Genomic DNA, 21,434 nt, shown 5'->3' with positions numbered 1-21,434 from the left:
TTTTTATTTGTCTATTCTCCTTTTTGCATTCAGTAGACGCTGTAGGCGATCATCATCCCTTGTTTCTTGAGGATCTTGTTTAACCTTGGAATTGATTATCGGCCCCTTTTCCTCTGAAACTTTAGGCATAGACTGCTTACTGCTTATAGGTTTCTCCCCCTCATTCCGCTCGCGGTTCTGTTTCACTTTGCTGCCAAGTTGGTCAATGCTTGTTTGTTCTTTAGGAACGGAAACAGGTGTCCCCCTTTTAAGTTTATTAAAGACTCCTAAGATAGGACCTAATCCAAACCTTCTTATTGCAATTTCACTAAAGAAAAGCAGGAAGCCTATAATGATAAGGATTGTACGGATTGATTGTTCTCTGGATGATTTGGTTTCGAACTCTCTAAAGACTTCTTTAGTCGAGGAATACCTCTTCCCCCCTGTTTCTTCTACTATCTCCTCCAGTGATCGCGTTCCCCCCTTGTAGGAGTATTCTTTCGAATATGGAATCGAAAAGCCTGTTTGGTATGAGCTTCCACTCTCTTCACCTGTCTTGGAGATATTCATATGATATAGTCCAGGTGATAACCTGCTTTCGAATTCGACTTCATAGTCTCCCGGAGCCTTGATTCTCGTCGTTGCAGGGATCTCTTTTCCACTTTCATCAAGTGCCGTTACCTCTAGTTGCGAGACATCTCCCTCCGATGACGAAAGCTTTAACTGTGTATCTCCCAGATCGTCTTCCACATCGATGGTGAACGGGTTGGATTGAATATCAGGAAACGAACGGGTAACAAGCTGATTAACGAACGTCGGCCATCCTTTCCATCTGATGAAATCTCCTGTCCATTTTCCAGTTGAATCAGACGTAAATGCAAATGTCCTCCCCAGACCATATCTCCAGGTTGCCAAGATTGGGTCCTGCTTTTCACTCATCACTTCAACTTGAGAAGTGCCTTTTGGACTAGTGGCAATATAGGCATTCATTTGCGGAATGCCTTCGGTAAATATCGTTTCCCATTTAGACGAAGAAATCACTGGATAAAATGGATTGTCTTCAATATAGGTCCTTGTAGTAATGACTGTCTCCCTTGTTAAGATACTCGGAATCACACTGGCGTCGACAACATCATAAAATCGACCTTTTCCCCATTGGGACAAATTATTTAATAGACCTCGATCTGCTCCTTCACCGATTGAGACGGTGGATAACGTGATTTGTTTATCGTGACCATCCTCTACGAGTGATTGGTAACTACCAGTCGTCGCAGATTGTCCATCTGTTAAAAGAATAATATGTTTTCTTTTTAAAGGTAGATCTTCTAAACTTTTATATGCTTGCTGTAAGGAGGAAAAGATTTCCGTTCCCCCACCAGGTGAAATAGAGCGTATTTGCTCTTCTGCTTTTTTACGATCAGAAAGTGGTTTCGTCTCGACCATTTCCCATGGTCGATCGTCAAATGCAATGACTCCCAACGTATCTTTATCTCTTAGTAAAGAGACGGTTCTCGCAGCAGCTTCTTTTGCAAGAGCAATCTTTTGACCATTCATACTGCCTGAGCGGTCGAGAACAATGACAAGACCAAGAGAAGGAAGCTCCTTTTTCCCTTTCACATCCATATCGACGGGCAGTAATCTCTCGATAGGTGTTTTAAAATATCCGCCAAGGGCAAAACTGTCACTTCCGCCAAACATGATAAATCCTCGTCCAAATTCTTTTACGCTTTTTTCCATGAGAAGCATTTTATTCTCAGGAATGCTTGTGGCAGATACATTATCAAAAACAATCGATTGATATTCCAGATAGGAAGTCAGCTTTGCCGGTAACTGCTCAGGTTTGTATGAATCGACGCTAAACCCTGCTGTTTTCAGTAATGGAGTTAATGAACTTTCCCCCGAAGGGTTTTCCAAAAGGAGGACTTTGGCTGGACCTTCTGAACGGGCAAGATTGTATAAGGTATTATTTTCTTTGTTTCCATCCCCTTTAGTAAACACCTCTGCCTTATATACCAATAAACCCGATTCACCTACGACATGCTTGAACTGAAATTCATTGTCACCTTCTTGCACCTGTACAATTTCCTTAATGATTGACCGATCATTTAAGGATATGTGCATCTCTATCTCTTTTTTTGTTGTGCTGTACGCGTTAACGGTTATGGTTGTTTCTTCTCCGTCATATTGAATGGAGGGCGATGTAACATTAGTTACAGCCACGTCTTCTTTCGTATCCGATGAAAGTGGAATCCAATCCACTTCAATCCCTTTTCCCTTTAATAAAGGTATGACATTTCCCCCAGACCCCGTCGTTTCCTTCCCGTCTGTGATGGCGACAATTCTTCCCCCACGGGTTAGGAGATTCGATGCATATTCCAGTCCTTCTTCGAGGTTTGTTTCTCTCTCTTTGATCTCTCCTGCAAATTGATCGATATGATTTCTTTCTGGTGAAATTGTTCGTTCAATTTCTGAGTTTTCTCCAAAGGCAACGATTCCGTAACCATCATGTTCCCTCGTGGTTCGGGATGCTTGATTGATCAGATTCAGGATGTGATTCTCTTGTTCCGCCACAGATGCAGAACGGTCTGCTAGAATAATTACCGACCGCCCTTTATCCGGGAACGTAATATACGGGTTAGCAAGGGCAATGATCAATAGACCCATCCCACATCCCCTCAATATGAGGACGAGCTTTTCTTCTTTCCTCTGCAATCCCTGTTTCGCAAATAGGAAGAGTACAAATCCAAGGGGAATCATTAACCATAACCAAAGGATTTCTTTAAATTCGACTCCCACGTCTGTACACCTCCCATTCGATAAATAATAAAAGAATTGCCAAGATTAGAAACCTCACAGTAAGTGCTTGGGGAATGCTCTTTGATTCCTCGTTTTTCATTCCTTTAATGGGTTCAAGTGAAAAAGAAGCCCCTTCTGATAATTGTTTTTCCCGATCATCAAGTACGACACTGAAATATTTCGTGTTACCATCTCGTATAGCCTGATATACACCAGGGGCTTCGGGTGCTTTGAACCCTCCCTCCCCATTCCACTCTTTTACAAACTCACCTTCAGTGGAATATATATCCCAATTATCACCCGTAAGAGGTATTGTCCTCTCTTCTCCCGGTTGATAATAGCCTAAAAACCCATGATTTTCTGATAAAAACCGATAAGAATTATAAAGAAAGATCGGAAATCCCGGATGTAATGGGAAATCTGATTCGTTAAGGTGCAGATTTAACAGGACAAGCTTCTGACCATTCACTTCTCCCTTCTGAATGAGAGGAATGGAATCAGCTGTAGCAACTGATTGGAGATTCTTTATTTGAATGGAATTCACTTTTTCCACATACACTTTTTCCAGATCAACATGTTTTAATAGGGGATCTTCATTCGTTGCTTTAATCCCATGTGTCAGAGGATTGGATTCATTTGACCGAGCCGGGACGATCATGGCAGGGCTCTCGAACGATAATTGCTGCCACTTCTCCTTTGTGGTCAAGATGATTTCATCCCCGGACTTCTTTTGATCCTCTTCAATGGTTTTCACGTCAACTCCGATCGATTGAAACCCTTTTAATAAGAAGGGGTTAATTTCCCCTATAACATGAATGGCCGGCTTTGAAGCAGCCTGAATATTTGAAAGACTGTTATCTTCCATGTAATCATCATTAACATCGATTACCGCCTTATAAATTGGGCTATGGGAAAGATCAGATATTGGAACAACGGTTTCCTTTCCTGGATCCAATGTCAGTTCCACTGAAGAGATCTCATTCTTTTCATCGTGAATGGCGAGGTGACCCCTTAATGATACCTCACTTTGATTTTCGATCACAGCGACTCCTTTATAAGAAGATCCTAGCCGTTCAACCCCGAAACTTGTAAGGGAAACATTTACAGGATTAGTCAAAAGATTATGTACCTGAATAGGAGTGGTAAGTTCTTCTGTAAAATCCTCTTTCTCCATTGAGTCTGAGAAGATATGTATGATTGATTCCGACCCGCTTGCCAATGCCTCTCCAAGGTGAATCGCTTTTTTCATATCTTCGTGGTCATTAGATAATGGAAGGTTCTTTAAACCATTGAGAACAACCCGGTCGTTTGTTTCTTCCGAGACAATGGTGGTTACAGATTTCCCCACTCCTAATAGGGTTACTTTTCCACCTGTTCCTTCAATTAATGATTGAATGTCTTCTTTTGCTTCTTCAAAGTGAGATCGATTGTTCACCACTGCATTCATAGAGGCAGAGGTGTCCAGTAAAATGACGAGATGATCTTTTGGGGCCATTTCGTTAAATATGTAAGGCTTTACCAGGGCAATCATTAAGAAGAAAAGGATCAGTACTTGTAAAAGAAGTAAGAGATTTTTCTGTAATCTATGAAACCATGGAGAAGCTTGCCATTCCTTCATAACCTCTTCCCATAGTAGATTAGAAGGAACAACTTGATCTCTGTATTGTTTTCGAAAGAAATACATTAAAATAACAGCGGCTATATAAAAAGAAAATAAAAAAAAGATTGGATTCCCTATTCCCATCATATCACCTCAGCGGATCCATCCATTTTCTTTGAAATCCTTAAAGAATACTTCGTTTAATGGTGGCAGGCAACTTGTTTGGATATAGCCAAACCCCCATTTATTGCATAATGCTTCAATCTCTTTGTTGTGGTTCAGTAATCGCTCCTGATAGAGATCCACCATCCTCGGACTTATTGATACATTCGTTTCACGGTGTTTTTCACTATCTAATAATTTGACATCACCTTGATAAGATGGCGTTAGCTCTTCTTCATCGAGGAGTTGGATAAAATAAACCATTTCTCTTTTAATCGAAAGTTTTCTGAGTGCTTCCTCTATCACTGAGAGTGATTCGAGTCCATCTGAAAGAACAAAGGATACAGAGCTTTTTTTTCGTACCCCTTTTCCTACTTCCTCAAAAAAGGAGATTCCATCTTCCTCTGAACGGTCTAGGGAAAGCTCTTGAATGTCATGGAGAATGGCTTTTGCGTCCCGTGCCCCTTTTTTCATAAAGTACTTTTGGTGATGAGCTCCCATGCAGTGCAATGAAAGCCGATCATCATTTGAAAGAACTAAAAATGACAGTGCTCCCGTTAATTCTTTCGCTCTCTTCCACTTTCTATCTTCTATTAACATGGAGTTCGAGCAATCGAGGTAAATATGAACCTTTATTTCTCTTTCATCCAGATACCTTTTGATATATACCTTTTCCGTTCTGGCATACACATTCCAGTCGATTTGCCTTACATCGTCCCCAATTTCATACATTTGATAATCGGAAAATTCCAGGGAACTACCATGATAGGTTGCGAGACGAGATCCTTTATGATGAACGCTCTTTAATCGTTTGCTGGTAATCCTGTGCCTTTTCAATTGAGCTAGAAACTGGCTGTGCCAAAGTTTTGTCACCGACTATCACCTTTTTGAACGTAATCAATCATTTCAAGGATAAGTTCATCCGTTCCCACACTCATTGCTTCTCCTTCAAAATTCAGGATTATACGGTGCCGCAATACGAGAGGAGCCACCTTTTTCAAGTCCCCCATTGAAACATGGTACCTGCCTTGTGTTAATGCTCTCGCTTTGGCCATTAGGATGACATTTTGAAGCCCCCTTGGTCCGCTTCCAAATTCAACATATTGTTTGATTCTTTCCGTTGTTCTTTCACTTTTCGGGTGTGTTGCATCAATAAGATCAATGGCAAAGTCAATCATTTCATCTGTGACCATGATTTCTTTTACCAGATCCTGAATGTTTAATAGTTCAGATTGATTCAGCTTTTTCTCAAGAACGATGTCGTCGGTTCCTGTTGTACGCTGGATAATTTGTTTCAACTCTGCTTTAGTAGGATAGGAAACTAAGATTTTACACATGAAACGATCAACTTGTGCTTCAGGTAAAGGGTACGTTCCTTCAAGATCAATGGGATTCTGTGTGGCTAAGACAAAGAAGGGCTTCTCCAATGTCATCGTTTCTCCTACCACCGTGACCGTATTCTCTGCCATTGCCTCAAGAAGGGCACTTTGCGTCTTGGGAGTCGAGCGGTTGATTTCATCAGCTAAAACTAAGTGATGAAACAAAGGACCTTGATGGAAAACGAATGGATGTTGATCGTCCCTGCTTTGTTTCATGACCATTGTTCCAGTGATGTCTGTAGGCATTAGATCCGGGGTAAACTGAATTCGTGAAAAGCTAAGGTCCATAACATCCGCCAAGGTACGCACCAACATCGTTTTCCCTAATCCGGGTAAGCCTTCCAAGAGAGTATGCCCTCCTGCAAGGACGGACCAAAGCACACCCTCTACGATTTCCTCCTGCCCTACGATAAAGCGCTGAACCTCTTCCTTCACTTCTATTATCTTCAATGAAGCTTTCTTAAATTGTTGCTCCTTATCTTCCATGTTCACTCTACCAACTCCCCTGGATCAATTTCACTGAAATAGGATTGCACGATATTCTCTAAGTCTTTAGGGATCGTGGATCGATCTGACGACTCCCGGTAAGAAGAATAATAGTCTTGATACACTTCTTCATATGGACGAAGGGTTCCCTTTTGTACCGGCCCATCGCTCTCAAATCGCTCTCCATGTTCACCCTCACCTAATTTGCCTGTATCTCGTTCAATATGGTTCTGTCCTTCGATTTTTTCCGGGACAGAAAGCATCTCCCTGGATCCTTGCCCGTTGCCTGCTAGAGGGGAAGAAGAAGAACCGTTTCCATTCCCTCCCTGGTCAGTTGAATTTGAAGCACTGTTGCCTGGCTGATTTCCATTTGCAGATGAAGAAGGATCCTTTTTTGCCTGTGACTTACTGTTTGCCTGATTAGATGGTGCTTTACCGGAATTCTGTGCCAATGGATCTGAACCTGTTGTATCACTATGTCCGATTGCAGCTTTTAAGAGATCGGCTTCATTTTGAAGTTCATCTTGGAGTTTAGCAAGCTGATCTAATTCTTCTACGCTATTCGGTTCTTTCATTATTTCTGTTAATTCTTCCAAGGAAGCAATATCCTGTGATTTCAAAGCCATTAAAAGCTGATCTCTTTGTTCTTTTGTCATTTGATTAAAAGCTCGCTGGAGTTTATCGCTATTTTTTTCTTGAAGCGCTTTGTTTACGTCTTCTACATTTAAATCTGCTACCTTTTTCTTCACTTCCTGCAGCTTTTCATTCTGTTTTTCTATTGATTTCTTCTGAAACTTGACCTCTTTAACTTTTTTGATTATTTCATCATATCGTTTGGTCGCTTCCTTTACTTTCTCGAGCTCTTCATTTTTCTTCAACAGCTTTTCTTTAATAGAAGCATTCTCTTTCTTTTTCGCCTGTTCTGCTATTCTTTTATTTGACTCCGCAATGATCTTCTTTTCTTTCTCAATCCGATTCGCTTCTTGAAAAGAGGTATCCCATTGAGTAAAAATCAGTAAGGATATAAGCATAAGAATTCCGCTTGACAACAGGAATGAGGGCTTAATTCTCTTCTTTCCATATTTCAATACTTCCGGATGAGCCCTTTTCATCTTCTTCAATGCATCATGCACAACTAGGGAGGATAGGGCATGGCCACTGTGAAGGCTACTATAAGCGGCAGTTACACGATTGTCGTCCACAAACCTATCATAGGTTAAGGCACTATCCTTCAAGGTGGCTCTTCTTCGATAAAACAAAATCGCAACACCAATGAAAATAGAGTGGCAACCTACCCATAGGATTCTTTCCCAATATGGGATTACAACAAAGGCTGCTATCGAAACGATGCATAGAGCAAAGACTCCTGCATAAACAAGCAGGAGCTGAATGTAATACCATAATTGATTGATCCAGAGCTTTTTTCTTATTTGCCGAAGCAAATGAAGAAATTGTTTAGTTTCCATCTTCTCACCCTTTATTTAGTGCTCTTCACCTTCATGCTTGGTCGTAGCTTCATGATACTGAGGGACAGGGAAATCACTGCAAGAACAGTGTAGATAATCAGGAATGAAATCCATAAAGGAAACGTAACGCCGCTGCGAGTGTATATCTCTTCAATCATCATCGGTTCAAAATGGCCCATCATGACGATCCCGGGATTAAACATGGCAATTAGATATGGTGCAGGATTGGTCTGATTCTGGTAAGGACCGGTCCCGATTGCCATTGAGAGCATAAAGAGGAATAACGTCCCCCCTGCAAGAAACAATACCGTTGCATAGGTTGTGACCATCGACACGATCGTCTTTCGAATAATCGTTGAATATAAAACTCCGACGGAACCAAATGCAAAAACCAAAAACAAACTGTATCCGAAGACAAAAAGTAAATCCGTTGGGGAAACTCCCCCGAACAAGAACACAAAGCTGTATAGAGGCAAACTTGAGACAACGAGTAATAACAAATATGAAACTGACGATACCAGTTTACTCAGGATTATACTCATTGAGCTTTGCTCCGTCGTCAACAACATGCTTAATGTTTGCTTCTCTCTTTCTCCGCTGATGACACCGCCTGTTAACCCGGGTGTAATGAATAACACGAGAGCAAGCTGTAAAAATGAGAGAATCATAAACATCACCCGGCTTTCTTCGGGACGAAAATAACCAGTATTTGAAAATCGCGTTTGCATGTAGATGAAACCGATCACGACAATTCCTACGGCAATTAAGTAGCATAACATCCCGATAAATGCCTTAATGGAGCGAAAGCGAAGTTTAAATTCTTTATTTAACATTGGATTGATGAGTAACTGCTTCATGAAAGTGTCACTCCTTTCGTGATCTCCATAAAGACATCTTCTAAATTCGTTTCAGTCTCTTTGAAACTCACAATCTGGATGTCGTTTAAAACAGCTTTTTTCAATAGCTCTATTTGCTCCGTTTCTTCTCCTTTATAAAGGAATTGAAACGTTCTATTCTCCTCGTCCACTTCAACCTTTGAAACCAAGGGGTCGTCTTCAAAGAAAGCCACAGCACTCTCCACCATTCCCCTTACTCTCACGACAATCAGTTTATCTGCCTGCAGTTGAAACTGGATATCCTGAACAGAGCCATGAGCTACGAGTTTCCCATTATCAATCACGCCAATTTCATCACACATTTCCGCAAGCTCCGGAAGGATATGAGAGGAAATTAAAATCGTTTTTCCCATTTTCTTTAATTCTTTAAGAATTTCCCTCATTTCGATTCTGGCCCTCGGATCAAGCCCTGACGCCGGTTCATCGAGTATCAGCACTTCCGGATCATGGATGAGGCACCTTGCTAAACAAAGACGCTGCTTCATCCCCCTGGATAAAAGGTCAACATAGGAATCTTTTTTATGAGATAGATTCACCAGTTCCAACAGCTGGGGAATGAGTTTCTTTCTTTGATCTGCAGGAATTTTATAGCTTGCACCATAAAAGTCCAGGTATTCGTCAGCTTTTAATTGATCATACACTCCAAAGAAATCAGGCATATAGCCGATTTGTCTTCTGACCAATTTTGGATCTTTACTTATATTGAATCCGTTCACGGTAGCCGTTCCTTCAGTAGGAGCTAAGAGAGTAGCCAAAATAGAAAATGTCGTAGATTTCCCCGCTCCATTTTGACCAACAAAGCCAAATACGGTTCCCTTCTCAATGGATAAGTTCAGGTCATCAAGGGCAAGGAACGACCCATAGCGTTTAGATAAGTTTTGAATCTCGATCATGGTTGAACCTCTCCTTTCAACACAATGTTAGGAAGACGAACAAACGGATCCCCTTGAGATCGTTTTTCAAACTCGAAGACGATTTCCCCATTGTCATCTATATATTTGTTCAATTTATCATTTACCTCGATTGAGTTCGTGGATGATTCAGAAAGCACCAGCCGCTCATCTGTTTGTGGATCGACCAGAGAAAACTGAAGCACCCCTCCTGTATGAAGAGTCATATTTAACGAATGAAGAGTAACCTTCGATAATTCAATTTGATTAGGAAGGTGAATGGATAGTTCATATGTCCCATCTTCGAGTCCCATCTCATCTGCACCATTATGTGAGTAATGCTCAATCACCTGTCCCTTAACAGGCAACACATCTAGATCAAGTTGTTCATTTCTAAGTGTAAAAGCACCCTTATAGTTTCCCATGGAAGGAAAATGTTGATAGAGTAATGAGAAATTTTCAGACTTGGATTCTTTGTTTTTAATCTTCATATTGAATATCTCCGCATCTGTATACCCAAAAATGACCGGGGAGTTATTTTCATTATCCACAGAAATCATTTGAGATGCGAAGTTTTCCAACCGTTCTTTCTTTTGCTGCTTAATCTTTTGCTGATTCGGGAATGGCGCTGACATATTTGGGGTCACACCAATAGGAGAAGATAAATAATTCGTTGAAAGCTTTTTATCAACGTCGAGCGTATCCCCGGCTTTCATATCCCCCAAACGATGCATTCTGGACCCCGACCAAATATATACATCTGTAAAATCATATGGAAAATCGTTTTGAATCGTACCGGATAAGGTTTGATCCTCTAACACTAATTCCGGTATAAACTTTCCTACTTCTTCCTTTTCGCTTGAACCGAGTAAAGTCCTCGTGGACCAGTATTCTACATCCCGAAATGTAATGGATCGATTATCCTTCGTTATCTCTTCAACTGCAAACTTATACTGATTTACTCCCCCAGCACTATTCCTGACTCTTGCAGGTGTGATATCTAAATTATGCTTATCTGAAATAAAATCATAGTCTCCCCCGGAGTTTGATAATGCGCTAAAAGCTGAAATTCCATGTACGCTCTTATCTTCCTCGACTTTTAAGACACTCATTTGATTCAAATGAGGCTCCGAGATTCTATCTTTAGCTCCGGTGATAAAGATGCCTGAGGAAACGAGGACCGAAATGGCAGGAATGATCCACCATGCTTGTTCACGCTTATCCACTTTTCTTAATAAGAAATAGAGAAGAGGTACAATGACAATCAAATAAATGATGAGAAAGATGACAAGTGTACTTACTTTAAAATTGGTAGTCGGAAAGAGCTCATTACTGTCAGCTACTTCATAATAAATTCTCTCCAGGAAACTTTGATCTCCGTTGGACTGCCCAAGGAGAAAGTGGGGTTCTGTTTTAGAAAGGACGTTTGCAAACCATTCGTCATAGCTTTCCCATGCATTTAATGCAGGGTCACCTAGTGAGAATGCCGTCTGCCACACTTCTCCTAAGCCTTCAGAACTTTTCACAACCAACGGGATCCCGTCTTGCTCAACCAGAACATCCGATTCTGGTTTAACAGTCCCTTTAAAGATTGCTAATGAGTTAAAGGTAGCCTCTATATTCTTCTTAACATTAAAGGTGGCAGTGTCGGAGAGTGTTGATTCTTCCCCGAAAGTAAGAGGAGCCATATCTGCTACAGAGCCAAGAGTATCCTCTAAATGAGGAGCCCCCCCTATAAATAAAACCCCACCTGTGTCAACCCAGCTTTTCAACGCTCTTTGTTGATCCTGACTAAGTTCTGATATGTTATATTGGTCAATGATAAGATAATCAAGCATTTGAAATCCGGTCTTCTCTTCAGGAATATTTTCCTTTGTGAGTGTTAAAGCCTCTACCCGATTCCCTCCCATGTTAGTCCCTTTAATTCCCTTCAAACGGTCAGGATTTTCACTTAATAAACCGATGGTCGTATAGTTGCTATAGATGAAATCAGGAGTTAATCGTTTATCTCCTTTAAATTTTATCTCCTTTCCTTTTTCCCAAGATCCTTGGAACAAATGAATGGTTTCCTGATTGGAGTTATGCCTGATTTCATCATTGAATCCTGGAATGGATAATGTATATGTACGTTTTGAATTTGCTGGTACATCTATGGATAACACTCTTGCCCCTCCAGTCTGATAGGAAGGAGCATAATCAAACAATAGATCTCCTTTAAAATCAGAACCTGTATTTTCGACGGTTACTTTAAGGGGGAAACCTCTTCCCTCCTTCACTTTTCCATCGATTCCTTCTTCCACTGAAATTTTTATTTGTGCTTGTGCGAGTGTGGTGTCCTCCATGAAAAGAAACATCAAGAACCCTAATGTCATCACAAATATTGCTTTCCTCCATCTTTTCACATGCATTCCCCTCTTTCTTTCTCTCTACAAGATAGACGAAATCATTATGGGAAAAGTTTCTATTATTTTTATCTTTTTCCTTATTATCCATCTACTTAAGTGTAATTTTACACTATTATCAACTCTTAGCAAGACCATTTTAGAAATTTATGTTAATTATTTTTTGAATAGCTCTTCTCATAAACATTGTTGCTAGTTACACAGGGAAAGTACGACCGGTGAGAATCCTGTCGCCATTATGACCTCTCCGACTGATTATTCACAGATTTCTAATAAAGTAAATTTATCTTTTTAATGAGGGAATATGAAACATGGACCGTTCCTTTCCGCTCCAGGCACAAGATTCCCCGGGGAGGAGGTCGAGCCACCTCATTGAAAGAGCCAAAGCAGATTCAATGTTGAACAACAATCTTGCGAAAGAGCCTTTTAAACTGACAAAAAAAATCACGGAACGATATCCAGAGATAACGATCCGTGATTCACACTCATTATTTTAATCCGCCAATATAATCTGTGAGAAGGGAGATGGCAAAGTCTATCGCTTCCTCATCAGGGTTTAATTTAGAATGATGCAGTCCAAACGGAGAATTCACGCCAAGCCAAAACATAAAGCCTGGTATATCCTCAAGCATATAACCAAAGTCTTCACCCGTCATAGCTTCTTTACAGATTACGAGGTTCCGATTCGTTTTTTGGAGGAAAGAAATGAAATGATTTGTCCAATCCGGGTCATTGTAGACCTGGCGATACATGCTGCCATAATCCACCTGAATATCACAATCATAACTGATTTTCATACCATCGATTAACGCTTCCAGACGTTTTTTTACACTTTCCATCGACTCGGCTGATAGGGTACGGATCGTACCTTCCAATCTGGCTGTTTCAGCAATTATATTTTGCACCGTCCCACTTTCCATTTTGCCGACGGTAATCACTGCACTGTCTAATGGATCCACATTTCGAGCCACAATCGACTGCAGTTGTGTCACAAAGGTAGAAGCAACGACAATCATATCCTTCGTATGGTGAGGATAGGCAGCGTGACCACCCTTCCCCTTAAAATCAATAAATAATTCAGACGTATTGGCAAAAAGCAGCCCCTCTTTAACAGCAACCGTCCCCACTTCATATTCCGGCGCAATGTGAAGTGCGAATATACAATCCGGCTTCCATTCCTTCATGATTTCACTTTCAAGCATGGGCTTCGCTCCACCTGGTCCCTCCTCTGCGGGTTGAAATATGAACAGAAGATTATCTTCTATCGGGTGGTGAACGAAATGGGTTAAAACCCCCAGCTCAATCGACATATGAAAGTCGTGGCCGCATGCATGCATTCTTCCTTCATGTGATGAAGGGAAATCCAATCCTGTTTCTTCCGTGATCGGCAGGCCATCAATGTCACCACGGTACCCAATCATTCTTTTAGGATTGGTGCCATGAACCTTAACGAAAATGCCTGTTCTCCAGGTCTTAATCTCTATGCGGTCAGCAGGTAGGCTTGAAATATAATTCAATAGGTATTGCTGTGTTTTAAACTCTTGAAACCCAAGTTCAGGAATTTGATGGAGATCTCTCCTGATCGACTTAAAGTCTACTGTTGACATAGGTATCCTCCTTAAATGAATAATAGATGTATAGATAGTGAAATTGAGACCTTACAAGAAAAGAACAGACGCCAGCCGTCCGTTCTCTCCTTGATCATGCTATTGTTGAAATGATTACAGTTGACGTAATTCTTGTTTTATTTCAGTCTTTGATTTTGTTTTTTCATCAATGTCTTTTAATTTCTTTGCGGGTGTACCGGCCACAACCGTGTATGGAGCTACATCATCCACGACAATCGCTCCAGCTGCAACGACAGCTCCTTTTCCAACAGTTACACCTTCAAGGACAACGGCATTGGCACCAATGACTACATCGTCTTCAATGACGACGGGTTTTGCCGATGGCGGTTCAATGACCCCGGCAAGAACTGCACCCGCTCCAATGTGACAATTCTTCCCTACTGTAGCACGGCCACCAAGTACAACATTCATATCGATCATCGTTCCCGCACCTACTACAGAACCGATATTGATCATTGCACCCATCATAATGACCGCATTGTCACCAATTTCTACTTGGTCGCGAATGATGGCGCCTGGCTCAATACGCGCTTTAACTCCTTTTAGGTCAAGAAGAGGAATCGCAGAATTTCGGCGATCATTTTCTAATACGTAGTCGTCGATTTTATCTTTATTTTCTTCAAGAATAGTAGAAAGCTCGCTCCACTCCCCGAATACGACACCGGAATTTCCTTGAAGGAAGGTTTGGGAAGATGAACCAAAGTCGATTCCATCTATGTTACCTTTCACATAAACCTTCACAGGTGTTGATTTGGTACTATTTTGAATAAAAGAAATAATTTCGTTTGCGTCCATCATTTTCATATGAATACCCTCCGTAATTATGTATAAATTCAGAATTTGTTTCTTGAATTACTTTATCAAATTAAAGGATGTAAGACAACCCTAAACGTCAAAACTATGAGTTTTCTTCAATGAATTCGTTTACAACTTCAACAAATGCTTCTACTTGTCTTAATTGAAAGGCGGATTCATAGCCCAGTAACCAAGTGTCCCTATGTATCAGAGAATCATGTTCATCGATTAAAGGGATTTTATAAATATCTTCTTCCATCCCGTCTAACGTGATTGCGGGTAAAATCGCGTAGCCGATACCGTTTAATGTCATCTGCTTACATGTTTCAATTTGATCAACAACGATCGTTCGCTTCGGGGTTGTCTGGAATTGCCGGTGCCACCAGTCCTGAATTTCCTGATAATAATTCGAGTCACTTTTAAATTGAATAAAAGGCCGATCAGTTTTCATGACTTCTTCTATCGATTGAATCTCCCTATCGACCAAGTACAGTGTATCTTGAAAGAGATGGTGTTTGGGACCCTTCCAATCGGGAGTACCACGAATGATCCCGATATGCACTTCATTTTCATAAATTGCTTTAAGAATTTCACTGCTCCACCCTGTCATTAACGAAATCTTGGCATGTGGATAGGTTTTCACAAACCTTTTAAGTACTTTAGGAAGCCAATTCTGACCTACAATCGAGGCACATGCAATTTTTAAGGTTCCATGAACCTCGAACTCCAATGCTTGAATTCTGTCCTTCACACTTTCTTCCTTCAGAAGCATTTCTTCAGCCAACTTCACCACAAGCTCTCCGGCAGGGGTTAGGGCAAGACCTTTTTGAGAGCGAAGGAATAATCTGGTACCCCATTCCTTTTCAATTGTCTGGAGTCTTTGTGACAGTGCCGGCTGTGATACAAATAGCCGCTCTGCTGCTTTACGCATGTTCATTTCCTGAGCCAGTACGTGCAGTAATTGATATTCTGAGAACGCCATCTTTTTCACCTTCATAAGTTTTTCTTATATTATATCTTAATTAATATAAAATTTCATTATTACTAAGAATGGAATAGACTGATAGTAGAAACATGGGGAGGTGCCTGAAAATGGAAGTCGTTCTCTTTTTCACTGGATTGGTGGTAGCACTCATTGGAACGTTGGCAGGAAGCGGGGGATTGATTGGTATGCCGGTGATGCTTTTGCTTGGTTTACCCATTCATACAGCCATTGCCACGGCCAAATTTTCAAACATTATGAGTTCTTTTTCAAGCTTTGTTTATTTAATAAAAGATCGAAAGGTTACATGGAAAGAATGTTTACCTATTCTTCCTATTGCACTTGCAGGCGGATTGACCGGGGCATTTTTCTCGGATAAAATATCTCCTTCTTCGCTCGAATGGATGGCCTTTTTCTTTCTATTATTCGCCCTCCTGCTAAGTATCATAAAAGGATTCAAATCCAAGAAGGTGAACCCTAAGAAATTTAGGGTTTATGGACTTTTGTACTTAATCAGTACGTATGACGGATTGTTCGGACCAGGGCAGGCAACCATGCTCATGTACACTCATCTGCTACACGGGCTTTCATATTTAAAATCGGTAGCTCTCACCCGCTTTCAGACTTTTGTAAGCTGCTTAGGAGCATTCACCGTCTATTTTCACAATGGCCATGTAGAATGGGGAGCTGCCATCCCTTTTGCACTGGGTGCACTAATCGGGGCTCAAGTGGCAGTGAGGGTAGCAGCTAAACTTTCTACGAAACATGTACAAATTTTATTAAACGTGCTTACTCTCATTCTTATATTACAGCTGGGGAAAAATCTATTTCTTTAGCGATTGGTCCCTGGGTAGAAATAAGATGCCGATAAAGCTAAACAGGGCGAAAAGTAAAACGACTAGATATACAGATTGCAAGGAACCTGTAAGTGCATTTTGTAACAACTCGAGCATATCGGAAGACAATTGCTCCCTATCTTGTTCATTCAAGAGCATATTCACATCATTGATCGAATAATCATTACCGCTTTCTTCAAAGTATCTCTGCAGGCGGCTGTTTAAGATTCCTCCCAATAACGCAGCTCCTATGGTCGTACCTAAATTCCTCATGAACATATTAGTGGCAGTCGCAATCCCTCTGACTTGTCACTCGACAGTAGACTGAATGGAAACGATAAAGGATGTAGAGCTTAGCCCCATCCCTACTCCTACAAAGAATGAGCCAAACGCGGCCCATAATGGACCATATGATGGATCCATCAAGACAAAGATAGTTCCACCTGCCAGAAGGGATATCCCCCCCATCATGGATGTTTTAAAGTAGCCGATCCTTAATAATAAGCGTCCGGCGATTGTAGCAGAAATTGGCCATCCAATAGACATGGCCGTCAATGTAAACCCGGCGACAGTTGCACTCCGCTCCATGACACCTTGTACAAAGGCAGGGAGGAAGCTTGAGATGCCGATTAACATAACGCCTGTTGTTAGTGAAACGATATTGGCGACCAAAATGGAACGGATCTTCCATAGATCAAAAGGCATCATCGGTTGTGCTGTTCGTCGTTCGTGATAAATAAACACAACAAACCCTAAGATGATAATATTGATCAGAGACATTGCCTGCCAGGAGTCCCAAGGCAGGTGTACCCCTCCTTCCACCAGTAAATACATTAAAGATGAGAGAGTTACGACTAATAGAAATGCACCACCATAGTCGATAACCGGTTTTTTCTTTTCAATATTCTCGTGTAAGTACAGCCATAGGCCCACAATCGATAATAAGCCGAGTGGGATATTGACCCAAAACACGTACCTCCAACTCGCATATTCAACCAACAAGCCACCAACGAGTGGTCCGCTAATGGCGGAAATCCCCCATACGCTTGATAAATACCCTTGTATTTTGGCACGTTCCTCCTTTGAATAAATATCTCCCACAATCGTAGTGGCCATAGGTAATACTGCTCCCGCACCAAGTCCCTGGATAAATCGGAATAGAATCAATTGCTCCATCGTTTGGGCAAATCCGCATAAAACAGACCCAATGAGAAAAATCACGATCCCGATTGTGATAATCGGTTTCCTGCCAAATAAATCAGATAGTTTACCGTAGATAAGAACGGTTATGGCATTCATTAATAGATAAGCTGAAAACACCCAACTATACAGAGAGAAGCCACCTAGATCACCCACGATGGCAGGCATGGCGGTAGAGACGATTGTTGCTTCAATGGCCCCCATGAACATAGCCAGCATAACAGCTATCAATACAAGCGGTTTTTTCGTCCTTTTGATTGAACCCAATTCTAAACTGCTCATCTTGTTCTCCTTTGTATCGTCTTAAATAAACAAAATAAAGAGGATGACAATTATGCCATCCTATATAATCTTACCGTTATGTAACTGTCATGAAGGGTTTAGTCCCTTTTAAACAGTTGTCGTTGAAGTTGCTTTAACACAACTCTCCTTGTCATGATTCCTTCAAAGTATCCATCATCAGAAACCACACACAAGAATGGATGATCCACTAAAAGCTCAAGTGCTTTCTTAAAATCTGATTCTAAGGAGACGCTGGGAAATTCAGTTGTCATGACTTCCTCTACCTTCTTTGCTTCAAGTTGTTCAAACTCAAAGCGTTCAAGACCAAGAATGGAATCTGTGATTAAACTGGAACTGATTAAGCCCTGAAAACGAAATGTCGGATCAAGTACAGGGATGGCTGAGTAACCACTCTTAGTGAGTAATAGTAACGCATGCTCCAAGGAATTCCCCACTTGGACATGAGCCACCTTCTCAGAAGGAATAATGAAATCTTTAATATTCGTTTCTAATAACTCCTTGCTACTCAATGAAATCATGTATAACCCCTCATTTTAAAAATAAGAATTTGCGTGCCAATCTATAAACAAAAGAAGCAGACACTATCTATTTTAACATATTGGAAGAAAAATGTATGTTTTGACGATTGGTTTAAAGACTAAAAAAGATAACCGAATGGTTACCTTTTTAGTACATTAATCTTGTTGAGCTTCTTGTAGAAGTTCAAAAATTTCAATCGCTGTAATGTCTATGTTATCAAAAGGAAAACTGTTTCCTTTTTCATTCATGACTTCAATTTCGAATGTATCTTGTTTTGGTAAATATTTTACCTCACAAATTTTCTTTCCATTGTATTCGAAAAATCGTTGTTGAGTTTCCCCTTGTTCACCTTGTTCTTGTAATGATTTTAATCTTTGTATAATTCCAAGAAGCTGAGACATAATCGGTCTCTCCTTTCCTGTTCTAATTCTTGGTCATAGCTTTTGCATTGTACCAGATTCTATCCTGTAAAATCTAATGTTTTGTCCTTTTTCTCCATAAATTCCTTTATAATGAAGGGGTAGAAATATATTCTCCCCGAAAGGATGGATCCGATGAGTATTTATCGTATAGATTCCCGAATATCGTTAGTTGATCTAATGGATTTGTCACTACAGGAACGTACAGGAAGTTATATTTTAAACGAAGAGTCCCTTACCATTATCGAAACATCTGCCAGTCCTTCTATACCTCATCTAAAAAAAGGTCTCTCTAAGTTAAACATTAATCTTGAAGATATTCAATACATAATTTTAACTCATATACATCTTGATCATGCAGGGGGTGCCGGTCTTTTCCTGAAGGAATGCCCCAATGCAAAAGTCATCGTTCACCCTAGAGGACGTCGTCACCTTTCAGATCCTACACGCTTGATCCGAGGAGCAAGAGCGGTATATGGAGAGAAATTCGATGATCTTTTCCACCCGATTGTGCCAATTCCGGAAGACCGGATGATTGTGATGGAGCATGAGGAAAAACTGAATCTGAGCGAAAACTGTACATTAACGTTCTATCACACCCCTGGTCATGCAAATCACCATTTAAGCATCTTTGATTCTGTGTCAAATGGGATGTTCACCGGGGACACATGCGGAATCCAGTATACGGTGGGGTCAAAGCACTTCTATATCCCTTCTACTTCCCCCAACCAATTTAGCCCTGAAAACATGAAGGATTCCATACGCATGTATAAGGGTCTGAAGCTCGATCGCTTGTATTTTGGACACTACGGTGTCACTGAAGAAGTATCATTTGCATTAGGGGAAGTAGAAAGGTGGCTTGATCTTTTCATGGAAAAAAGTGAGGAACAGTTCTCATCCAAAAGAACAGGGGAAGAGAACGTTAAAGCGATATCTGCTGTACTTTTTGAACATACAAAGAGTAAAATGGTCCAAAAGGGCGTTGATCCAAACAACCCGATTTTCAATTTATTAACTCTGGATACGAACGTATCAGCAATGGGAATCGTAGATTATTTCGTAAGACAAAGCAAAGGAGAAAAACCATCATGAAAAAAGTCACTTTATACACTCAACCAGAATGCCCACCCTGTGAAGTGGTCAAAATGTATTTAAAGGAACACAATGTTGAGTACAGAGAAATCAATATTAAAGAAGATGAACAAGCAAGGGATTATCTGGTTAAAGAGCTGAAGTCTTATTCCACTCCGACAATCACTGTGGACTCTGAAGTGATTTCAGGCTTCAACCTGGGATCCCTAACGGCAGCATTAAAAAATAAACATTAGGTTTATCAACAAAAAAGAGTTGGCCAATTCATTTTCATGGCCAACTTTTCTTGTATTATTGGGATTGAATTTTTTCTGGTAACTCGTAGGTAATGGATGAAACCTTCCAAGTACCTTCTTCTTCACTTAATAAGACCGCTTCTATACCTGAAATCCGGGACACAGGACCTTCTTCCTCATCTGTTCGTTCTTCCCATACGTACCAATTTCCATCTATGTATTTTACGTTAGTAGACTCATCATACATAAAAAATGGAATGTAGTGTGGTGCGAAGTCCGATCCAAATGTGATATATCCGCCCTCAACTTCATATATATTTTCCTTTATGAAGCTTGCTGTTAGATCCTTTGTGAAATACTGTGACAGCTTGTCATTAATCTGTTTCTTCGATTGTGGTTTTTCACTTAATGATACTTGGGTACGAAAGGCATCTTCCACAAGAGACAATGCGTTATCTTCAGTAAATTCTGATGCCTTGGTTTGACTTACTTGCCCACATGCCGCTGTAACGAGCCCTACAATAAGAAATAATAGCCATAATTTTTTCATTTCCATTTGCTTTCCCTCCCTTAATAAACTTGTTGAAATTATTGTAGCAATGGAAAATTGTCGATTGGTTATCATTTGTTCGTTAAATCCTAACAAGGACTGACATATATTTTGGTTTGGTTGTAAAATTCCCCCTATTGGTGTCAGTCAAACACAAAAATTAATGGTACATTTAACCAAAAGGGTGCCGCATGATTTCATGCGGCACCCTTTTAATTATGATAAATAGCGAATGGACCAATAAATAATAAACAGTGTAATGAGAATGGTGGCAATTAAGATAGACAAGAAAATAGGATTCCGAATATAAGGATGCTCCTTCACAACATCCGGTATATCTGTATCATATTCACCTTTCAGCCGCTTTTCCTGCCCAGCCAGTTTAAAGGTATACACTAACGAATAACCTGCTATCCCTATAACAATCAGGGCAAGCACGATCATATATATACTCATCATAGCCCCTCCTTACAAAAATGTCCTTAAGAATAATTTGTCCTAATAGGAAAAGGCTATGCAAGAAAAGCGGAAGGGCTTTGACCAGAGGCGACAAGCATAAGACGATGCTGACAGAAAGGCGCATTTTTGCCTTTTTGTCAGCTTTGGCTTATGACCTCGAGCCTCTAAGCCCTGTAGCTGGACATCAAGAAAAGCGGAAGGGCTTTGACCAGAGGCGACAAGCATAAGACGATGCTGACAGAAAGGCGTATTTTTGCCTTTTTGTCAGCATCGTCTTATGACCTCGAGCCTCTAAGCCCTGTAGCTGGACATCAAGAAAAGCGGAAGGGCTTTGACCAGAGGCGACAAGGATAAGAAGT

Annotated in this window: 18 protein-coding genes and 1 pseudogene; 3 read left to right on the top strand and 16 right to left on the bottom strand. The window is 40.7% G+C overall.

Annotated features, from left to right (window positions below):
• Nucleotides 1-3: 3 nt before the first annotated feature.
• The 11 genes from ACYH0O_RS09415 to ACYH0O_RS09365 form a co-directional block, all read right to left on the bottom strand.
• Nucleotides 4-2,775, bottom strand: a complete 2,772-nt coding sequence (locus ACYH0O_RS09415; protein ID WP_482632053.1) for a VWA domain-containing protein — start codon at nt 2,773-2,775, stop codon at nt 4-6.
• A complete protein-coding gene (locus tag ACYH0O_RS09410) occupies nt 2,759-4,519 on the bottom strand; it encodes a vWA domain-containing protein (protein WP_482632535.1) in 1,761 nt (586 codons plus the stop codon). Before ACYH0O_RS09410 ends, ACYH0O_RS09415 begins: the two co-directional genes overlap by 17 nt.
• 9 nt (nt 4,520-4,528) lie before the next feature.
• Entirely contained in the window at nt 4,529-5,410 is an 882-nt protein-coding gene (locus ACYH0O_RS09405) for a DUF58 domain-containing protein (RefSeq protein WP_482632052.1), read from the bottom strand.
• Nucleotides 5,407-6,402 (bottom strand): AAA family ATPase, encoded by a 996-nt coding sequence (locus tag ACYH0O_RS09400; RefSeq protein ID WP_482632534.1) that lies wholly within the window; start codon nt 6,400-6,402, stop codon nt 5,407-5,409. Before ACYH0O_RS09400 ends, ACYH0O_RS09405 begins: the two co-directional genes overlap by 4 nt.
• Nucleotides 6,403-6,404: 2 nt before the next feature.
• Nucleotides 6,405-7,868, bottom strand: a complete 1,464-nt coding sequence (locus tag ACYH0O_RS09395) for a hypothetical protein (RefSeq protein ID WP_482632051.1) — start codon at nt 7,866-7,868, stop codon at nt 6,405-6,407.
• Nucleotides 7,869-7,879: 11 nt separating this feature from the next.
• Nucleotides 7,880-8,725, bottom strand: coding sequence for an ABC transporter permease (locus ACYH0O_RS09390; protein WP_482632050.1), 846 nt, complete (start codon nt 8,723-8,725; stop codon nt 7,880-7,882).
• On the bottom strand, nt 8,722-9,657 hold the full coding sequence (locus ACYH0O_RS09385; protein ID WP_482632049.1) for an ABC transporter ATP-binding protein: 936 nt from the start codon (nt 9,655-9,657) through the stop codon (nt 8,722-8,724). Before ACYH0O_RS09385 ends, ACYH0O_RS09390 begins: the two co-directional genes overlap by 4 nt.
• A complete protein-coding gene (locus tag ACYH0O_RS09380) occupies nt 9,654-12,056 on the bottom strand; it encodes a hypothetical protein (protein ID WP_482632048.1) in 2,403 nt (800 codons plus the stop codon). The genes ACYH0O_RS09385 and ACYH0O_RS09380 overlap by 4 nt, the downstream gene beginning before the upstream one ends.
• A 488-nt stretch (nt 12,057-12,544) precedes the next feature.
• The gene (locus tag ACYH0O_RS09375; RefSeq protein WP_482632047.1) at nt 12,545-13,663 is read right to left on the bottom strand and encodes an N-acetyldiaminopimelate deacetylase; all 1,119 of its coding nucleotides are present in this window, start codon (nt 13,661-13,663) and stop codon (nt 12,545-12,547) included.
• 114 nt (nt 13,664-13,777) lie between these two features.
• Nucleotides 13,778-14,488: a 2,3,4,5-tetrahydropyridine-2,6-dicarboxylate N-acetyltransferase gene (gene dapD, locus ACYH0O_RS09370; RefSeq protein WP_149155354.1), complete on the bottom strand. Its 711-nt coding sequence runs from the start codon at nt 14,486-14,488 to the stop codon at nt 13,778-13,780.
• 94 nt (nt 14,489-14,582) lie between these two features.
• Nucleotides 14,583-15,461, bottom strand: coding sequence for a LysR family transcriptional regulator (locus ACYH0O_RS09365; protein ID WP_149155353.1), 879 nt, complete (start codon nt 15,459-15,461; stop codon nt 14,583-14,585).
• Between the two features lie 110 nt (nt 15,462-15,571).
• Between ACYH0O_RS09365 and ACYH0O_RS09360 the strand changes: the two genes are divergently transcribed.
• Nucleotides 15,572-16,297 carry a sulfite exporter TauE/SafE family protein gene (locus ACYH0O_RS09360; protein WP_482632046.1) on the top strand — a complete coding sequence of 242 codons (726 nt, stop codon included), beginning with the start codon at nt 15,572-15,574 and terminating at the stop codon, nt 16,295-16,297.
• On the opposite strand, the pseudogene ACYH0O_RS09355 reads toward ACYH0O_RS09360, so the two are convergent.
• The 3 genes and pseudogenes from ACYH0O_RS09355 to ACYH0O_RS09345 all read right to left on the bottom strand — a co-directional run bounded on the left by ACYH0O_RS09355 (nt 16,286) and on the right by ACYH0O_RS09345 (nt 18,720).
• Nucleotides 16,286-17,779 (bottom strand): annotated as a pseudogene (locus tag ACYH0O_RS09355) (MDR family MFS transporter). The gene ACYH0O_RS09360 and the pseudogene ACYH0O_RS09355 overlap by 12 nt on opposite strands.
• Before the next feature lie 98 nt (nt 17,780-17,877).
• Nucleotides 17,878-18,318, bottom strand: coding sequence for a cyclic-di-AMP-binding protein CbpB (gene cbpB / locus ACYH0O_RS09350; protein WP_113968397.1), 441 nt, complete (start codon nt 18,316-18,318; stop codon nt 17,878-17,880).
• 156 nt (nt 18,319-18,474) lie between these two features.
• Nucleotides 18,475-18,720, bottom strand: a complete 246-nt coding sequence (locus tag ACYH0O_RS09345) for a YkuJ family protein (RefSeq protein ID WP_034756109.1) — start codon at nt 18,718-18,720, stop codon at nt 18,475-18,477.
• 153 nt (nt 18,721-18,873) lie between these two features.
• Between ACYH0O_RS09345 and ACYH0O_RS09340 the strand changes: the two genes are divergently transcribed.
• The gene (locus ACYH0O_RS09340; RefSeq protein ID WP_482632045.1) at nt 18,874-19,830 is read left to right on the top strand and encodes an MBL fold metallo-hydrolase; all 957 of its coding nucleotides are present in this window, start codon (nt 18,874-18,876) and stop codon (nt 19,828-19,830) included.
• Nucleotides 19,827-20,066 (top strand): glutaredoxin family protein, encoded by a 240-nt coding sequence (locus tag ACYH0O_RS09335; protein ID WP_482632044.1) that lies wholly within the window; start codon nt 19,827-19,829, stop codon nt 20,064-20,066. The genes ACYH0O_RS09340 and ACYH0O_RS09335 overlap by 4 nt, the downstream gene beginning before the upstream one ends.
• Before the next feature lie 55 nt (nt 20,067-20,121).
• On the opposite strand, the gene ACYH0O_RS09330 is transcribed toward ACYH0O_RS09335, so the two are convergent.
• Nucleotides 20,122-20,622, bottom strand: a complete 501-nt coding sequence (locus ACYH0O_RS09330; protein WP_482632043.1) for a DUF3993 domain-containing protein — start codon at nt 20,620-20,622, stop codon at nt 20,122-20,124.
• Nucleotides 20,623-20,832: 210 nt separating this feature from the next.
• Complete coding sequence (locus ACYH0O_RS09325; protein WP_482632042.1) at nt 20,833-21,075, bottom strand: hypothetical protein; 243 nt, start codon at nt 21,073-21,075, stop codon at nt 20,833-20,835.
• Nucleotides 21,076-21,434: the final 359 nt, after the last annotated feature.

Source organism: Rossellomorea sp. H136 (assembly GCF_056838065.1).
The sequence above is the reverse complement of the archived record's forward strand: the minus strand, read 5'-3'. Positions and strand labels throughout refer to the sequence as shown.

Excerpts from the sequence above, each read along its gene's own strand:
- ACYH0O_RS09325 (WP_482632042.1), bottom strand. The coding sequence starts at position 21,075 with ATGATGAGTATATATATGATCGTGCTTGCCCTGATTGTTATAGGGATA.
- ACYH0O_RS09390 (WP_482632050.1), bottom strand. The coding sequence starts at position 8,725 with ATGAAGCAGTTACTCATCAATCCAATGTTAAATAAAGAATTTAAACTT.
- ACYH0O_RS09395 (WP_482632051.1), bottom strand. The coding sequence starts at position 7,868 with ATGGAAACTAAACAATTTCTTCATTTGCTTCGGCAAATAAGAAAAAAG.
- ACYH0O_RS09375 (WP_482632047.1), bottom strand. The coding sequence starts at position 13,663 with ATGTCAACAGTAGACTTTAAGTCGATCAGGAGAGATCTCCATCAAATT.
- cbpB (WP_113968397.1), bottom strand. The coding sequence starts at position 18,318 with ATGATTTCATTGAGTAGCAAGGAGTTATTAGAAACGAATATTAAAGAT.
- ACYH0O_RS09330 (WP_482632043.1), bottom strand. The coding sequence starts at position 20,622 with ATGGAAATGAAAAAATTATGGCTATTATTTCTTATTGTAGGGCTCGTT.
- ACYH0O_RS09410 (WP_482632535.1), bottom strand. The coding sequence starts at position 4,519 with ATGGGAATAGGGAATCCAATCTTTTTTTTATTTTCTTTTTATATAGCC.
- ACYH0O_RS09360 (WP_482632046.1), top strand. The coding sequence starts at position 15,572 with ATGGAAGTCGTTCTCTTTTTCACTGGATTGGTGGTAGCACTCATTGGA.
- ACYH0O_RS09345 (WP_034756109.1), bottom strand. The coding sequence starts at position 18,720 with ATGTCTCAGCTTCTTGGAATTATACAAAGATTAAAATCATTACAAGAA.
- ACYH0O_RS09385 (WP_482632049.1), bottom strand. The coding sequence starts at position 9,657 with ATGATCGAGATTCAAAACTTATCTAAACGCTATGGGTCGTTCCTTGCC.
- ACYH0O_RS09335 (WP_482632044.1), top strand. The coding sequence starts at position 19,827 with ATGAAAAAAGTCACTTTATACACTCAACCAGAATGCCCACCCTGTGAA.
- ACYH0O_RS09365 (WP_149155353.1), bottom strand. The coding sequence starts at position 15,461 with ATGGCGTTCTCAGAATATCAATTACTGCACGTACTGGCTCAGGAAATG.
- ACYH0O_RS09340 (WP_482632045.1), top strand. The coding sequence starts at position 18,874 with ATGAGTATTTATCGTATAGATTCCCGAATATCGTTAGTTGATCTAATG.
- ACYH0O_RS09400 (WP_482632534.1), bottom strand. The coding sequence starts at position 6,402 with ATGGAAGATAAGGAGCAACAATTTAAGAAAGCTTCATTGAAGATAATA.
- dapD (WP_149155354.1), bottom strand. The coding sequence starts at position 14,488 with ATGAAAATGATGGACGCAAACGAAATTATTTCTTTTATTCAAAATAGT.